14 protein-coding genes and 1 tRNA gene are annotated in these 17815 nt (G+C 36.2%); 4 read left to right on the top strand and 11 right to left on the bottom strand.

The window, feature by feature from the left end; genetic code table 11:
* Nucleotides 1-23: 23 nt before the first annotated feature.
* Together G0029_RS10330 and G0029_RS10325 are read right to left on the bottom strand one after the other, a co-directional pair.
* On the bottom strand, nt 24-1256 hold the full coding sequence (locus G0029_RS10330) for a restriction endonuclease subunit S (RefSeq protein ID WP_180108263.1): 1233 nt from the start codon (nt 1254-1256) through the stop codon (nt 24-26).
* Complete coding sequence (locus G0029_RS10325; RefSeq protein ID WP_180034661.1) at nt 1256-2824, bottom strand: type I restriction-modification system subunit M; 1569 nt, start codon at nt 2822-2824, stop codon at nt 1256-1258. The genes G0029_RS10330 and G0029_RS10325 overlap by 1 nt, the downstream gene beginning before the upstream one ends.
* Nucleotides 2825-3141: 317 nt before the next feature.
* Here G0029_RS10325 and G0029_RS10320 point away from each other — a divergent pair, with 317 nt between their 5' ends.
* Complete coding sequence (locus G0029_RS10320; protein WP_180168141.1) at nt 3142-3888, top strand: IS5 family transposase; 747 nt, start codon at nt 3142-3144, stop codon at nt 3886-3888.
* A gap of 704 nt (nt 3889-4592) precedes the next feature.
* Here the strand turns inward: G0029_RS10320 and G0029_RS10315 are convergent.
* The 4 genes from G0029_RS10315 to G0029_RS10300 all read right to left on the bottom strand — a co-directional run bounded on the left by G0029_RS10315 (nt 4593) and on the right by G0029_RS10300 (nt 7318).
* Nucleotides 4593-5150 carry a hypothetical protein gene (locus tag G0029_RS10315; protein WP_180109742.1) on the bottom strand — a complete coding sequence of 186 codons (558 nt, stop codon included), beginning with the start codon at nt 5148-5150 and terminating at the stop codon, nt 4593-4595.
* A 54-nt stretch (nt 5151-5204) separates the two neighbouring features.
* On the bottom strand, nt 5205-5702 hold the full coding sequence (locus G0029_RS10310) for a hypothetical protein (protein ID WP_180081522.1): 498 nt from the start codon (nt 5700-5702) through the stop codon (nt 5205-5207).
* Between the two features lie 11 nt (nt 5703-5713).
* Nucleotides 5714-6340: a hypothetical protein gene (locus tag G0029_RS10305; RefSeq protein ID WP_227591811.1), complete on the bottom strand. Its 627-nt coding sequence runs from the start codon at nt 6338-6340 to the stop codon at nt 5714-5716.
* Nucleotides 6341-6595: 255 nt separating this feature from the next.
* Nucleotides 6596-7318 carry a hypothetical protein gene (locus G0029_RS10300; RefSeq protein WP_180106068.1) on the bottom strand — a complete coding sequence of 241 codons (723 nt, stop codon included), beginning with the start codon at nt 7316-7318 and terminating at the stop codon, nt 6596-6598.
* Between the two features lie 127 nt (nt 7319-7445).
* Here G0029_RS10300 and G0029_RS10295 point away from each other — a divergent pair, with 127 nt between their 5' ends.
* Entirely contained in the window at nt 7446-7784 is a 339-nt protein-coding gene (locus G0029_RS10295; RefSeq protein WP_180108262.1) for a helix-turn-helix transcriptional regulator, read from the top strand.
* A gap of 31 nt (nt 7785-7815) precedes the next feature.
* On the opposite strand, the gene G0029_RS10290 is transcribed toward G0029_RS10295, so the two are convergent.
* From G0029_RS10290 to G0029_RS10280, 3 genes are all read right to left on the bottom strand, one after another.
* Nucleotides 7816-8814, bottom strand: a complete 999-nt coding sequence (locus G0029_RS10290) for a hypothetical protein (protein ID WP_180109741.1) — start codon at nt 8812-8814, stop codon at nt 7816-7818.
* A gap of 1680 nt (nt 8815-10494) precedes the next feature.
* A complete protein-coding gene (locus G0029_RS10285; protein WP_180109740.1) occupies nt 10495-11715 on the bottom strand; it encodes a tyrosine-type recombinase/integrase in 1221 nt (406 codons plus the stop codon).
* Nucleotides 11716-11909: 194 nt separating this feature from the next.
* A tRNA-Ile gene (locus G0029_RS10280) sits at nt 11910-11986 on the bottom strand.
* A 368-nt stretch (nt 11987-12354) separates the two neighbouring features.
* Here G0029_RS10280 and G0029_RS10275 point away from each other — a divergent pair.
* Nucleotides 12355-14559, top strand: coding sequence for an OsmC domain/YcaO domain-containing protein (locus G0029_RS10275; RefSeq protein ID WP_180106709.1), 2205 nt, complete (start codon nt 12355-12357; stop codon nt 14557-14559).
* 535 nt (nt 14560-15094) lie between these two features.
* A complete protein-coding gene (locus tag G0029_RS10270; protein WP_180007368.1) occupies nt 15095-15319 on the top strand; it encodes a hypothetical protein in 225 nt (74 codons plus the stop codon).
* A gap of 125 nt (nt 15320-15444) precedes the next feature.
* On the opposite strand, the gene bioB is transcribed toward G0029_RS10270, so the two are convergent.
* Nucleotides 15445-16437, bottom strand: a complete 993-nt coding sequence (gene bioB / locus G0029_RS10265) for a biotin synthase BioB (protein WP_180106707.1) — start codon at nt 16435-16437, stop codon at nt 15445-15447.
* 277 nt (nt 16438-16714) lie between these two features.
* Nucleotides 16715-17809 (bottom strand): tRNA epoxyqueuosine(34) reductase QueG, encoded by a 1095-nt coding sequence (gene queG / locus G0029_RS10260; protein ID WP_180106705.1) that lies wholly within the window; start codon nt 17807-17809, stop codon nt 16715-16717.
* Between the last annotated feature and the right edge of the window lie 6 nt (nt 17810-17815).

Genomic DNA, 17815 nt, shown 5'->3' with positions numbered 1-17815 from the left:
CTATAAGATTTGGCTTTAAAAAATTAAACAAACATCTGCTGCAACAAGCCTTTTTTCCAAGTTTTAGCTTGTTCTATTTGCTGTGCCACGACTTCAATTTTTTGGTCAATCGCAGAGAGGAAATTGGCGATTTTGATTTGTTCTTCTAAACATGGGGCGCATAATTCTGTCTTTTTCAAAGCAGTTTGATTGATACTTGCCTGATTTACAGCTTTATTAGCGATTGATTCAAAATGCTGTTTAAATGTTTTTTGAGACAGTTCATAAAACATAAATTTTTTATCTAAATTTTTCTTGAACTGAATTCTCAACAAATTCATTCCATGATAAATATCATAGTCTTTATCTATATATACCACCTTACCAATATGCGCTATGCTATTAATATTACTAAATAAAATATCACCAATTTCCAATCTGTATGATGAAATATCAGATTGTGTATCGACATATCCAACTCGGCTCAAATCAATATTAAAATTTGAGATCGTTTCTATACGAGTTACTTTAAAACCATTTCCATTCATATTTTGATCTAATGAAAGTCCGTTAGTTAAAATATCAACACAATCGCCTAAAAGAACTTTATTCCACTCCCCAAATTCATTCCCATCATCCGCTTTAAAACGAAGCTGCTGACTAAACAGCTTTTGCATCATGCCTTGTTTATATTGGCTGAGCAGCGCATGTTTTTGCGTGAGTTGACTAATCTTTTCATCCACTACGGAAAGAAAAGAAGCGATTTTGGTTTGTTCTTCTTTTGGAGGAACAATTAACTCAAAGTTTCTAATAGTTCCAAGATTTAATCCTGCTTTTGCGCCTGAGTCATTTAAGCTATTAAGCTTATTATTATATTTTTCAGTCGAAAGACTATAAGCAATGAATTTAGAATCAACGCTGTCTTTCATTCTCACCAAGGCAGTATGTTGATTAATATAAGCTGTTCCTAAACCTTCGGGAATCCAACCTAATTTACCCAATTCAGCGGTAATAGAAATTAAAATATCGCCAAATTTTAAACTTGTTCTTTTTCCTTCATTTGAATCTTTAGGCAACTGAACAAATTTTAAATCTGATAAATCCAAGTAAATTCCATCTCGTACAAGATTGGTCATACGAATGAATTTATCACCAGATTCAGAATAATATTGAGCCCAATCACGTGAGCCACTTGTAACAGTTTGGGCTTGATCGTTAATCTTTATTTTATCCCATTGATTATCAAACTCTTTAAACCTTAATTTTGGCGCAGCCATTACTTCACCTCCGCAAAAGGCGAAACAATGCCTAGCTCGGCACAGAAACCATTAATCACGGCATCGGTCTTTTGGCTGTCTTGTTCCAAAGCTTGAAGCTGTTTTGCAATGGCATCTAAATCAATCTCGGCTTCCGCTTCAAAGGTATCCACATAACGCGGAATATTCAGGTTGTAGTCGTTATCTTTCACTTCTTGCAAAGTCGCCACATGCGCATATTTTTCAATATTTTCACGCTTTTCAAATGCTGCAACAATCTTATCCAAATGCTCAGGCAATAACTTGTTTTGGTTCTTCTGCTTTTCAAACTCATTGCTGGCATCAATAAACAGAATATTGCCGCTCTGCTCACGGTTTTTCTTCAACACCAAAATACAGGTCGGAATCGAAGTGCCATAGAAAATATTGGCGGGTAGACCAATAATGGCATCCACCACATTCAACTGTTCAATCAAATACTGACGAATCACGCCTTCACTCGAACCACGGAATAATACGCCATGCGGTAACACCACCGCCATGGTGCCATTGTCATCCAGTTGATACAGCATGTGCTGCACAAAAGCCATATCGGCTTTGGAACTTGGCGCCAGTTTACCGAAAGCTGCAAAGCGTTCATCCTGTAAAAATAATGGATCGGCTGACCATTTTGCAGAAAATGGCGGATTAGCCACCACCGCATCAAACTTTTTATCTAAATGCTGCGGACGGGTTAAAGTATTTTCCTGCTTGATGTCGAACTTGGCAAAATGCACGTCATGCAGAATCATGTTCATGCGCGCCAAGTTGTAGGTGGTACGGTTCATTTCCTGACCGTAAATCATATCGACATCTTTTACTTCACGTTTTACCCGTAGCAATAACGAACCTGAACCACAAGTCGGGTCATACACCGAACGTAAACGCTCCTTGCCTTGGGTGACGATTTTGGCAAGTAGGGTAGACACCGTTTGAGGCGTATAAAATTCTCCAGCTTTTTTACCTGCGCCTGAAGCAAACTCACCAATCAGATATTCATACGCATCACCCAATACATCCGACTCAGTATTGGAAATATCAAAATCAATCTTGTCTAAATGACTGAGAATTTTGGCAACCAGTTCATTACGGTCATTCGCCGTGTTACCTAGCTTGGTCGAGTTTAAATCGAGGTCTTCAAACAGATTGGCAAAGTCATCGGCAGAGTCAGAACCTAAAGTGCTTTGTTCAATGGCTTTTAAAGTCGCTGTAATGTCATCAAGGATGAATTCACCCTGACGACCACGTTCCGCGATGGTATGGAACAATTGCTTAGGGGATAGGGCATAGCCCACTTCATTAATCGAGTTCTTTTTAATTTCTTCGATATATGGCACATGCTTATTATTACTTTCATCAAGCTCAAGGAAAGTAATATCTTCGCCATCCAACAGCTCATTGGCAAAATTAACAGACTTTTCAGACAAATATTTAAAGAAAATAAAGCCCAGCATGTAATCACGGAATTCATCTGCACCCATTTTGCCACGGAGGTCATTGGCAATATTCCACAGTTGTTTTTGTAGTTGTTGAAGTTGTGCTTGGGTCATTGTTATATAAGTCCGATGAAAAGAATAAAACATGACTAGTGTACCGATAAATAAAAATTTTTCAGCAAATTTGAAGGGAAGAAGACAGGATTTGTCGTACTAAATACATATCAGTATTATTGATTATATTGGTTTTATTTTAATATAAAAGTGATAAATGGACTCATACATCATAAGTTAAATTAAGCCTTATATCAAAGCTATAGATAATTAAACCAAGAAAAATAAGTAAAACAAATAGGGTCTGTTGACATTTGTTGATTAAAAAAATAGCGAGATAGTAAAATTAAATCGCCAAACCCAATTTTACACTCGCTATGCCTCGAACAATGCTAAATGATCAACACTGGTCCAAGTTACTTGCTATTTTCCGTCACTTTAATATTTATCTCAAATTAAATTTACGGAATTTTATTGAAGCGATTTTATTTCGAATTAGAACAGGCTGTCCTTGGCGTGATTTACCTCAAGAGTTTGGTAAATCAAATTCTATTTTTAAGAAATATAATCGATGGTCTAAAAATAGTAAGTTTATGAATATTTTTAAATTATTCAGCCAGCATGCTGATAAAGAGTGGATTTTTATCGATGGGAGCCATGTACGAGCGCATCAACATTCAGCCGGTATTAAGAATCAAAGTATTTCCAAAAGTATTGGTGGTAATAGTTCAAAAATACATTTAGCAATCGATTCAAATGGTAATCCTATTGAATTTATTATTTCAGATGGAACTTCACATGATATTAAGGTTGCACCTGATCTTGTATCAAAATTAGATTTAACAGAGTCAGAAATGCTATGTGCAGATAAAGGCTATGATTCAGAAAGTTTCAAAAAGAAAATTAGAGAAAGTAATACGAAAGCAAACATTCCTCGAAGATCAAATGCCAAATCTAGCAATGATGATATGGACTGGTATATGTATAAAATCAGACATTTAGTTGAAAATGCGTTTTGTAGATTAAAACAATTTAGAGGAATTGCCACAAGATACGATAAGCTAAAACGTAACTATCAAAGCGCTGTTGCTTTAGCTTGTATATTTATATGGTTGCCTCTTTAGCTCAATTTATCGGCTGTAAATGTCAACACACCCTAATAAGATTATTTGTTAAAGTTGGTCATATTCAGCATCAATATATGCATTAATTAATTTCCAATCCTCAGTTTTTGAGATATGACGTGGAAACTGGCAAGCTCCTCCCTAAAAAATAAAAGGATTTTAAAAAGAATAAATTTTAAGGCTCTAGATTAGCAGACTAGTTATATTAGTCTGTAATCATCATACTTAAAGGGCTTTGTTGCATAAATACATAAAACACTGATTTTATTATGTTTTAATTTAGGTTGAATTTTAATCAAAACCTTTAAAATCATATAATTATGCAATCTTTATGCAACAAATCCTACTTAAAGTAAGAAAAAGTGGGATCAAAATAACTATAAAACTGACAAGTAAATTTCTAAATAACCAAGATTTAATATCGGTATCATTTCTAAATTGATAAATATTCAAAAATGGGAAAAAAACCACTGGAAAGAAATATATATAAGTCAGTTTGAATGAATCCGTCTTTTCAGTCTTAATCATGAATGGTCAAAGTTCCTGCTAAAGAGGCTAATTTCACTGATTACTAAGTAGAGTTAAAATCACATCTTGAAGCTAAGCGAGCTGTGCAAGACCTGCTATGTTCATCTTAATTGTTCATAAAATAACACCAATGTGTATATGGAAATAAGGAAACATACTCAACAATAAGTCTTCATTTAAAATGCAGATCCCTGTTGTTGAACTTTCTGTTGAAGTTGTCGTTTTTGTTCAGCTTTTATTTCAGTGTTCATTTTTGAATAATTTATTTTATCTGTGTAATTCAAATACGTTGTAGTATCAGGCCAACCACGATATGCCGTAATACTCATACCATTTTTAAAATTCCAGGTAAAACTTGCTTCTCCAAGACTAGGATTTCCTGAGTGTTGGCTCGGTTTTCCATATTTTGATGAAACAAAATTTGCAACCTCTATAATTTTTCCTGAGTCCATAAATACGGGAAATTTATATTCTGCATAAGCAAATTTTCCATTGGATGTATATCCAAAATTTAATTCTGTAGTACCTTCTAATACAGCATTGGAATTGTATTTATCTATCCAGTAGTTGTTGTCTTCACGAACTACTTTAACATTGGTATTTTGCAATGCTGAGCGAATTTGATCACGTGTTGCACCTTTTAGCTCTACATTAAATAGTTGTGGGGCAGCCATTACAGATGAAGATGCTACTGTTACAAACAATGTTAAAGCCGTATTAATAAAATGATACATAAAAAAATATCCTAGAGCACATTAATTTAAAATAAGATTCTGAATGTAATAGATTTAATTTATTTTACTAGAAATTAATTTCCCATCTTTAACGGTAAGATCAAATTTAGTTAAACGACTAGGACAGCAATGTCCGTCATCCTCAAAATAATCATATTGATGAACGTTAATATTTCCCTTCTTATCTTTTTGAATACTCGCTGTCACAGCAAAATATTTTGAGTCTAAGAAGTTAAATTTTTGATCTTTTTTACCAATAAAAACGGCTACTTCTGAACTCATTGTTGTTGGATGACAAGTCGTTTCTTCACAAAAATTAAGCACTATAATTCTATCTTTAATTCCATCGTTATTAATATCAGCAGTGGTAACTTCCTTAGATTTTAGAGAAAACTTAAAATAGTCTGAATCAATAGCATATTTTTTGCTTTCTAAATTCAAATTTTTTATAGATACTTGTACACGGTTATTAATCTGCTGCTGAAGAGTTGTTGCCTCTGCTCTTACAGTAAAAAATATGAAAAATGCAGTGAATAGTATTGATTTTTTCACACATGTACTCCTTAAAAATTGGCCGCTTCTGACTGGTTTTTTTTCTGTTGACTTTCTTGATTTATTTGAGTTCTTTGCTGTTCAAATTCTTGAGTAACATATTCAATATTTACTTTAAAGCCCCCCATATGTGGAGCACTAACTGTAATCATTTCATTGTTTGGAGTAAGAAATACTGTTTCTTGATCGCCAACAAAAGGTGCTTTTTCACGAATAATTTTGTAATTATTTTTCTGCACATAACTCACAATTTTTTTGTATGTCTCTTTTGACATATGGTTATTTTCACTTAGTGTCATCCCCACATAAACTAAATTTTGATTTTTATCAAAACCAAACTGAGTAAATAGCAGACCATCTATATCAAAACCAGTACCATCATTTTCTAAAACTGGTCCTCCAGCATAGGACTCACCATTTATTTTATAATTATTTAATCGCTTCTTTACTGAATCAAAGGTCGAGTCCCTTAACTTAAAGCCTAAAACAGGTGTACCTTTTAAAGTAGGATCATCTTCTGGGGCTATTTTTTCAGCTACTTTCTCAATAGCTCTATTTTCGTTACTCTGACTTTGTGATTGAACATGGGGATTACTATCCTTTGAGCAACTGACTATTAAAAGAGTTGAAGTAAGCATTAATAATGTCGATCTAATTTTAAGCATAATTAAAAATTCTCTTATAAATATTAAAAAGTTAAGGTGTTTAACTCAAAATCCGCAGAAGATTATTAACTCTAGAAGGATTTGTTGCATAATTATATGATTTTAAAGGTTTTGATTAAAATTTAACCTAAATTAAAACATAATAAAATCAGTGTTTTATGTATTTATACAACAAAGCCACTCTAGAAAGAAAAAGCAATGACATAATCTATTTATAAAAAGTTTTTTCTATTTATATACACGAATCAAAGAGTCTTCTAAATAACGATTTGAAAAATTATTTTCAAACCAACGCAAAGCATCTTGAGCAAAATAAATATTAGTGTATATGCGGCTATCGACACCGATAGCTGAAATTGTTTGCCATGAACGCGTCATAATCGCTACAGGACTACCATTTTTATCAAACTCTACAAAGGCAGGGTCGACATCATAGCGATTAGCAGCACCATTAAACTCGCTAATGGATTGTACTAATCCATTGTTCAAATCTTTATTAATGTTCTTTTTATACATACGGACTTGATGTCCTTTTGCTAATGCTTGTTCAATAAACATTTTTGAGGCTAAATCTTTTTCTGAAATATAAATACCATTGTTAATTTTTCGATTAGCTTCGCTAAAGTTTGCTTCATGATTAATATATTTTTCTAAATGAATTGAACCCATTGTACGTTTTTCTAATTTAAATTTATCATTGATCAATGATGGGTTTAGAACAATTACATTATTATTAGAGTTATTTGAAAGGACTAAAAATTTGTTTCGTATTTCTGTATTTGACATTTCATCCCATACGCGTTGAGTACCTTTACTTACCCAGCCATCATAGGCGTTTACTCCTTTCGATATGGCACCTACCGTACTGTCTGCTGCTGTTTGGATATGTTGACAGCCTGTTGTGTTAATTAAGACGAAAGAAATCGCTAAAAATAAAAAATTCTTATTCATTTTACCCTCTGAGTGTTTAATCAATATTATAAAAGTATAGCTATGCTGATCATAATACTAAGCAATCCTTAGTAACTTATCAATTCAAAACTAAGAGAATCTTAGTTTTGAATTGATTATTAAACATATGGAAAGCAAAAAATCCAATGTATTTTCAATGCGTTTAAAGGTTGCTCGCAAAGCGAAGAAGCTTTCTCAAGAACGATTAGGCATACTTGCCGGCATTGATGAAGCTTCGGCTAGTGCTCGAATGAATCAATATGAAACAGGAAAGTATGCACCTGATCTTCTGACGGCTATAAAAATAGCTGAAGTTTTAGAAGTACCCGTAGCTTACTTCTTTATTGAAGATAATTTAATGGCAGAACTTGTTACAAAACTCCATTTTTTAACTGAATTACAGCAGAAGGAAGTATTAGATTTTATTAATCAAACAGCCCTAAATATCAAAAAAACAAATATATAATATTTGAAATATAAGCATATTTGATACTTTTTCATAAATCCTGCATTTCAATGTATTCATTGATTAACTGCCAATTTTCCGTTGTTGAAATCTCTCGTGGAAGTTCAACTTCAAACGATTCATAAAAATATCTACGCATATAATACTCAGTATAAGAATCCGCATAGGTTTCATACCGCGCGATGATTGTTAAGTCCATCACCGGCATTTGCGCCTGATCCCACCGTTGTCTTTTCCGACTGAAGAAGAACAGTTTCCCGAAGGTATATAAACGTCCCGCCTGTTGTCGATTGCCTCTGAATACAGCATAAACTTTGAAATAATGCTGCCATGCAAGAAGATCATTTACCGCTTTGGTCTGATCTTTCTGTGAAATCACTCGATTGAGAATTTGGGTTAATTCTCTTTTTTGTTTTTCTATTTCAGTTTTCTTAAATCGCCACGTCCATGAGAAATTCTTATTACTTTTACGGTAAAACTTAGTTTGATGTTCAGCATATTTTTTATGGCTTAACCGTACTAATTCAGCCTCATATTTTCCAAAATCTAAGCTTAAATAGGGTTTATTTAATATGAAATTAAACTGTTCAGCATCTTTATAGTAACTACGGATAAAAGTTAATTCTTGCCCGACTGTGATTTTGTCCCAGATGACAGGTTCAAGTTCAGCAATTTTATCTTTTGATGTATATGCTGAACTGGTTGTTGAAGTCACTTTGCCTATCGTTTCTTTGCTGTGACGATGGCTATTAGGGGTTTTGATCAACAAGACAAATAACCACGCATCCTTATAAAGAATGTCTTGAACAATGAGATCAGCGACAGGTAATCCTTGTTTTAGTCGATATGTTCTTTGCCGACTGGTTAAATTTAATGAATATCGTTCGGTTAATTTATGAATAATCTTTTCAATATCAATTTTACCTAACTCAGTTTGCACTATAAATTTGCAATAAAAATATGATCCTCTTGTGACCTTATCTTGAATTTTTTGTGCGGTGTATTTTGTGTGGGGGCTGTAATCAATCATTTTATGTCATCCAACTATGCACTTTTCATGTCAATCAACAATCCACTTAAGTCGAAATTTCTTCATCCATTTTTGAATTGTTCATCAACAATAATTTTCTCTACATTTCCCATTTTGCTGAGTGCGTCAGCCATCAGCATTAACCAAATTGCGCTAGCACTGTCACCTCACGTTGTAAGGTGACAATAAAGTAGTTCCTAGTGCGCATTACGAACCTTGATCAGCAAATCTTATACTTGTTTAAATAATATATCAATATTATTGATATATTAAATTAACTTTGATAATATGGCTGCATATCAATCGAATTGTGGATTGACCATCCATTCCAACTTTCTTTTTTTGAAGTGGTTTGAATGGCTGACCACCATTCAAAAACTTTGATACATATTGCCCTGAATATAAGACTAACCATCTTCATATTGTCGATGTAGCGGACTGCTGGGGAAACCTCGCTCGGTACGTTGCAACGGGGGCTAGAGGATTGCAATATCCTTTTTCTATCCGTTCATTCACTTTTTAAGAGTTCCAAGCAAATAAAAAGTGGTTGGGCGACAAGGAAACGGGAGCCTATAAGCGATTTATCGTGAAATGGTCATTTGGTTAGTAATAGCCAAGTTAGGTGTGAAATTATGAAAATAGTGGAACATTGAAACCCTGTTCAAAGTGATACAGTCAGGAGCAGCATAGGATGTGCGATAGTCTCCGTTAATAGCTGAATGTGTATGCTTGATCGAACAAGTTTTTTACTTGGAAAAGTATGCTCATTTCCAATCACGATGGCTGCTGAGAGTGCCGTAAGGTACTAGGGCTTTGAGGCTAACGCTGGAAAAGCCGGCACCATTTTGCGCAAGCTGAATGGGTCGCTGGATAGCTTAAACGTGTAACGGCATTAATCGATAGATGCTGATTGGAGTGTAAGAGTTTTACCCTTTATAAAGTTGTGTATACATCATATCCCGATATTTTTTAAGGAACTACGGTCGGGGGAAACAGGAAGCATGTATACAGGCGAGAGGATAAACGGTCTGCACATTAAGACACTTTTGAAATAACTTGGGAAGCACTGAATAAAAAGGCTTAAATTGGTTAAAAGTCTGTTGTATTTTTTTCAGTGTGGGAGCGATGGTGAGTAGCGCATATAAAGCAAGTATTTACTTGCGGAAATTGTGATACAAATCTTAATAGTAAGATTTGTATTAAATGAGATAGCTAGCTTAAAGCGAATCCTAAAACATTTCGATTTTTTTCAATCGGGATGCTCATTGCGAAAACTTGAGTCGGCACATGCGTGAGCATGTTGGACAATATGTAGAAAAGAAAGGTTAATGGAACACTGGTCGTGTTTCTCAGTCGGGGATTGGTCTCTCTGACTAGGCCGAGATTGGTACAGTGTAAGTATTCTGAAGTTTGGTCACTGATGAAAATAAACTTATACGGGTTTGCCTGAAACTTAAATCAGGATAATGCTACACCAGCATGAAAAAATCGTGGCTTGTTCTTCCAGATTAGACAAGCATAAAACTATTGCCTAGCAGTAGAAATATGAAATGGAATATGGCCTAAGTCGGCATGAAAAAATTGAACCGCCAGTACAGGCGTAATCATCTGCTCAACAAAGAGCGTTAACAAATGCATTAGGCTCGATCCCTTAGGGACGAGCCTTGTCTTATTAAAAAATTATGCTACGGCTTTAATGTTATCAGTAACATTACTAACATAGTCGGCCCACCATTGCATAATTTCAATTCGTTCTTCTAAATGTGTAGCTTTGTCATAAACAGCTTTTACACCCTGTTTTTTATGCGCTAAACAAGCTTCAATAACCTGTTCTTTATCACTGAATTGATTATTTAAGGCAGTACTTGCAATATGTCTAAATCCATGTGGACTTTGACGGCCTCTATAGCCTAGATTTTTCAAAGCATTATTTAAAGTTGCTTCACTCATTGGCTGCATAAGGCTATCTCTGCTAGGAAATAAAAAATCCGATACTGTCCTAATTTCTTTTAATTTAAATAACAGTTCTATTGCCTGTTTTGGTAAAGGTACAACATGGGTAATACCACATTTCATTGTTTCGGCAGGCTTTATCCAGATTTTTTTCTCAAAATCAAAATCTTGCCATTTTGCATAGCGCAATTCTTGTGGTCGAGGAAAAAGAATAACAAGTAACTCTAAAGCAATTGCTGTATGCGAATTTCTATAGCTTCGAATAGACTGCACCAACTCGGGCAGTTCCTGAAGACTGACATGCTTCATATTCCCTTTACTACCTTTATCAAGATACTTCAAAATTCCATCCAAAGGGTTCGACTCTATTTGTCCATGAAACTTTGCAAGATCATAGGCATTGCGACAATGTGAAACTAGTTTCTCTACACGATTGTAAATACTTTCACTTCTAAGCATATCCTGAAAAAATGTCAGCCATTGTTGAGGTGAAATTTTGGTGAAATCCAATTCACCAAAAACAGATAAGATACGTTTTTCAATTGATTGAGTTTCTTTCTTTATTGTTATTGCAGCCCAAGTTGTTTTCTTAGTATCAAGCCAGTCATACATCAAGCTTTTTAAATTAAGTTGTTGTTTCTCAATATTTTGCAATTCAATTTCTTTTTTTGTTAATACTTTTTCATTTTGCTGTAACTTAAGAAAAATAGTTGAAGCTTCAAGTTTAGCTGCTACAAGCGATAACTGCGGATAACTTCCAATACTATGCCACTTCCACTTCCCAACCTCATCCTTGAAACGGACTTGCCAAGTTTTTTTTCCTTTTGGTGATACACGAAAATAAAGCCCAGCATCACATGAAATACGATACTCCTTATCCTCAGGTTCAAGATTGAGAAGATGGGTATCTTTGATTTGTTTGATGTTATCTAAAGCCGCTCTTTTCATAGCAAAATCTCTTGTATCCGAGTAATGCAGAAAGAGTATCGGATACAAGATTGGATACACAAGAGGGCCAAATAAAGCTGTGCATAGCCAAACATAGTTGTGCAAAAAGCAGAAATAAAAAACCCATGAATCATTATAATTCATGGGTTTATATATCAAATCATTACAAAACTGTGCATATGATTACAAAAAACTGGTGGGCCCACACAGACTTGAACTGTGGACCAACGGATTATGAGTCCGCTGCTCTAACCAACTGAGCTATAGGCCCTATATTCTGAATGTGTTATTTATCAACAAGTTCAGACGAAAAGCATACTAGCGAAGATTTTTTTAAAAGACAAGCCTTTTTCTTCACGGCTGCACACTAACACAACAAATTGGCTGTAGTTGCAGCAGTTGAGCTTGGATTCGACCAAAATGCACAAAGTGCCGAATCCTATCGTGATGTAAATCACGACAAAAGTTATCAAACAGTCAAAATAACCTTATAATAATGCCCATTCTTGTCAGTACCGTGTCCAACAGCGCTTAGATTGGTACTGGCCTCACATTTTTAAGTCAATGTCCTACAGTTATTCGGCTTATGTTTTCATTTTTATGTGTTGCACTGACACATAAGAATATTTAGGTGCCCACATGGAAATTAAGGTTAATTATCTCGATAACCTTCGACAAGAAGCCAAATTTGATGACTTCACGGTAATTGCCGACCAACCTATTCGCTATAAAGGCGATGGCTCTGCTCCCGGACCATTCGACTACTTTTTAGCGTCATCAGCATTATGTGCAGCGTATTTTGTAAAAGTGTATTGTGCGGCGCGAGACATTCCGACAGACAATATTCGTTTATCTCAAAACAATATTGTTGATCCTGAAAACCGCTATAAGCAAATTTTCAAAATTCAAGTTGAACTACCTGCGGATATTTCTGACAAAGACCGTCAAGGCATTTTGCGTTCAATTGACCGCTGTACGGTTAAAAAAGTGATTCAAACTGGTCCTGAGTTTGTCATTGAAGAAGTAGAAAGCATTGATGCAGATGCACAAGCTTTACTTATGCCAAATTTAGCGTCAGACAGTACCACGTTTATTCCGGGTAAAGATCTGCCTTTAGAAGAAACCATTGCCAATATGTCAGGTATTTTGGCAGGTTTAGGCATGAAGATCGAAATTGCATCATGGCGTAATATCGTACCGAATGTTTGGTCACTACATATTCGTGATGCACAATCGCCAATGTGTTTTACCAATGGTAAAGGCTCAACCAAAGAAAGCGCATTAGCTTCGGCTTTGGGTGAATTTATTGAACGTCTCAATTGCAACTTCTTCTATAATGACCAGTTCTGGGGTGAAGAGATTGCCAATGCTGACTTTGTGCATTACCCAGATGAAAAATGGTTCCAACCCGGCCCAGAAGGCGAGTTACCTACTGAAATCTTAGATGACTATACACGTGAAATTTATAACCCAGAAAATGAGTTATTAGGCACACATCTATATGACACCAATTCAGGAAATATAGCACGCGGTATTTGCTCTCTTCCATTTGTCCGTCAGTCCGACGGTGAAACAGTGTATTTCCCATCAAACTTGATTGAAAATTTATACTTGTCAAACGGGATGAGTGCAGGGAATACCTTGGCTGAGGCTCAAGTGCAATGTTTATCGGAAATCTTTGAGCGTGCGGTCAAACGTGAGATTTTAGAAGGTGAATTGGCTCTACCAGATGTACCAGAAGAGGTTTTAGCCAAATATCCAAGTATTTTTGCGGGTATTCAAGGCTTAGAAGAACAAGGTTTTCCTGTATTGGTAAAAGATGCTTCACTTGGTGGTCAGTACCCTGTGATGTGCGTAACCTTAATGAACCCACGTACTGGTGGGGTTTTTGCTTCATTTGGTGCACATCCAAAACTTGAAGTGGCTTTAGAGCGTAGTTTAACTGAGCTTCTACAAGGTCGCAGTTTTGAAGGTCTAAACGATCTACCAAAACCAACGTTTAGTTCAAATGCAGTCACAGAGCCGAATAACTTTGTAGAACACTTTATTGACTCAAGTGGTTTGGTGTCTTGGAAATTCTTTAGCGCACAATCAGACTATGATTTTGTAGAGTGGGATTTCACATCTGAAGGTGAAAATGCCAATGCGGAAGAAGCTGCAGCGATGTTTGCGATCCTAAAAGATATGGGCAAAGAAGCATATATGGCGGTCTACCAGCATCTAGGTGCTACGGCATGCCGTATTTTGGTTCCGGGTTATTCTGAAGTGTATTTGGTTGAAGACTTGGTTTGGGATAACACCAACAAAGCTTTGGACTTCCGTGAAGATATTTTAAACATTCATCGCCTAGATGAAGATGAGTTAGTGTCACTGGTTGAGCGCTTAGAAGAGCTTGAGGTGGATGATTACACGGATATTGTGACGCTCATCGGGATTGAGTTTGATGACAATACCGTATGGGGCCAATTAACGGTTCTTGAGCTCAAACTACTGATCTATATTGCCTTACAAGAATTTGAAGAAGCAAAAGAGTTGGTCGAAACCTTCCTTCAGTACAACACTAATACAGTTGAACGTGGTTTGTTCTATCAATGCATGAATGTGGTTTTAGAAGTTGAATTGGACGATGACTTAGATCTCAATGACTATGAACATAATTTCCGTCGTATGTTTGGTGACGAACGTATGGATGCAGTGATTGGTTCAATGGATGGCAGTCTTCACTTCTACGGTTTAACTGAAACCAATATGCAACTTGAAGGTTTAGATCGTCATTTACGTCTGATTGATAGCTATAAAAAATTGCATGCTGCACGTGCGAAGTTTGCCAGTCAGAACGTTTAAATCTGGGCTTGTGAATAACGTTACTCATGTGATCATCTATTTGAAAAACTCTCCTAAGGGGGAGTTTTTTTGTGCGAAATTTGCTGAAAATTAATCTATATCTGTGATGTTGATATTAATAAAAATCCTTATAACTCAGGTGAATATAAGGAAGGCTTAAAAATAACCGATTATCCGAAATTGTGTCATTTTAAAGTAAAGATATTTGACTCATTGGAAAAATATGATAATAAATTAGCTATGGCGTGTTTAGGCATGATCATAATATTTCAGGATGAAATATTTAGAAGCACATTAATAAATAAACGGGAGTTTTAACAACATGCTTCAATTATTCAGAAAACTATTTTGCATGCATATTTACGAATACGAGCAAATGGAAGAAATCGGTTCGCACAAGGAATGTCGTAAGTGCGGTGTGACAAAGTAATGCAGAGTCTAAGCCGAAAAAAAAGTGAGCGAAAGCTCACTTTTTTAATGCCGGTCAATATTGAAATCATTAAAATAGAAATACATTCACAGTTTTTATGCAGATATGAGTAAAGATTTTCAAGCCGAGCGTTATACCGTTGATGCCAATATGGCAGATACCATTGCATGGTTATTACAACATCAGGATTGCTTTGAATCTTTTCATTATGATGTGATTCAGCAGCAATTGGTGGTTCAACATGCTAATGGTCAAGACATTATTCGTGAAGGGGATTATTTAAATGCAGGCTATGGAATTTTAATAACAGCACATAACTTTGTTAAGTAAACGATATATTTTCCCTACTCATCGTGATTCAACCATTTCATTTGTTCGCACCATCTCTTGCATTGCACTTTGATACCTATCACTGATCATTCAATTGAACTAAGCCCCGAACTTCGGGGCTTATTTTAAGCCATTTGCATGGCATCAGTTGAAAGCTGTGCAGCATTTGGTTTGGGCTGTTCAGCCACTAAACCGAGTTTGCTAAATAAAAGCTGATCTTTGCCTTCGCCTGCATTTGGCGTGGTCAGTAGTTTTTCACCAGAAAAGAGTGAATTTGCACCTGCCATAAATGCCAAAGCTTGTTCTGAATCACTCAGGGATTCACGACCTGCAGAGAGTCGAATATAGCTTTTTGGCATAATGATCCGTGCGACTGCAATGGTGCGAATCCATTCGATCACATCAAGTTTCTCAACCTCTGCAAGTGGGGTACCTTGAATAGGGACAAGGAGATTGATCGGCACGGATTCAGGATGAATCGGCAGCGTTGCCAACTCCATCAAAAAGGCGATACGGTCATCACGGCTTTCACCTAAGCCCACAATTCCGCCGCTACAGATTTTCATTCCAGATTGGCGAACATAGTCTAGCGTCGTTAAACGGTCATCATAGCTACGCGTGCTAATGACATTGGGATAATACTCACGAGAAGTATCGAGGTTATGGTTGTAATAATCTAAGCCCGCCTCATGTAAGCGCTCTGCTTGAGACTGATTCAGCATGCCAAGGGTCATACAGGTTTCAAGTCCAAGCGCTTTGACTTCACGCACCATTTCTAACACATAGGGCATGTCCCGTTCATGTGGATTGCGCCATGCAGCGCCCATACAAAAACGCGAAGAACCTGAGGCAAGCGCAGCTTTCGCTTCATTAATGACTTTTTCCACAGCCAGACGTTTTTCAGCCTCTAATCCAGAGTCATAATGTGTGGACTGTGAGCAATATTTACAGTCTTCAGGGCACTTACCAGTTTTAATCGAAAGTAATGTGCTGACTTGAATATGATTGGCTTGGAAATATTCACGGTGAATGGTCTGTGCTTGGAATAATAAATCCATCAATGGTTGTTGATACAACTCTTGTATTTCTGGATGTGTCCAGTCATTTCGGTAGCTCATAAATAATCCATATTTTCTGCCTAATGCAGATCATCATACGTAAAATTTGCAGACTTCCAAGACTATTTTGTAACATTGAAATTTAGCTAAAATACATTGAAATGACTTTTTCAAAGAACTTTTGATATTTAAGATGCTTGCAAAGTTATGCTAAATGACAGCACAATCGCTGCAATGTTTATTTTGAGCTAAAAAATTAATTTTCTTGGATTACGTCACTAAGTTTTAGCTTAAATGAAAACTTTGTAAGGATCTGGAAAATAGAGAATAAAAGTCCTTAAAGCATTTTTGAGTTTTGTTCTGCAATTGCCCAATCAATATGAACTTGCACAATCGCGTCATGTTTTTCGCGAGAATTTTTTAATGATTGCACAATATTTGAACTGTATGGTGCATTGCCTAAGCCAATGGCGATATTTCGCATAAAGCTTTGATAGCCTGTTCGTCGGATAGGACTGCCTTCAGTACAGCTTAAAAAAGTGGCTTCATCCCATTGCCAAAGATCTAATAAACTCACTTGGTCGAGGCCATGACGTGGATAAAAGTCCTCAATTTGAGTTTTATGCGCAAAGCTATTCCATGGACAGATAAGTTGACAGTCATCACAGCCAAACACACGGTTGCCAATGCCACGGCGTAATTCTTCAGGAATGATGCCTTTATATTCGATGGTTAAGTAGGCAATGCATTTACGTGCATCTAACATATAGGGCTCAACGATGGCCTGAGTTGGACAGATATCAATACATGCTGTGCATGAACCACAATGTTTGGTTGCCGGAGAATCAAAAGGCAAATCGAGTGATGTAAACAGCTCACCTAATACAAAAAATGAGCCTGATTTTTTATGGATCAGTAAGGTGTGTTTGCCTGTCCAGCCCATGCCTGCATTTTCAGCTAAGGATTTTTCAAACACTGGTGCAGAGTCGGCAAAGGGTCTAGATTCAAAATCTCCGATTTTTTCACGGATGATATTCGACAAGGTTTTTAAACGACCACGCATGACTTTGTGGTAGTCACGACCTCGTGCATAGCGTGCAATGATGGCTGTATTTGGCTCATCAGGAACATAACGTGGTTTTGGGGTTTCGACCAAATAATCCATGCGGACACAAATGATACTGCGGGTGCCGGGGACTAAAAGTGCAGGATTGGCACGTTTTTCAAGGTTTTCCTCTAGGAATTTCATATCGCCATGATAACCACGTTCTAAATATTCTTTAAAACGAGGGAGTTCCTCTTGAGCATCTGGCTTTGCGATGACACAATCAGAAAAACCTAAATTTAAGGCTTGTGCTTTAATCCATGCTTTTAGGGTTTCTGGATCATATTGATCGACAGGAATTTTTTGTGCAGGAGTTGAAGCGGCCATAATCAT

Origin of the sequence: Acinetobacter sp. YH12138 (genome assembly GCF_015218525.1) — a bacterium.
In the GTDB taxonomy this organism is placed as follows: domain Bacteria; phylum Pseudomonadota; class Gammaproteobacteria; order Pseudomonadales; family Moraxellaceae; genus Acinetobacter; species Acinetobacter amyesii.
The sequence above is the reverse complement of the archived record's forward strand: the minus strand, read 5'-3'. Positions and strand labels throughout refer to the sequence as shown.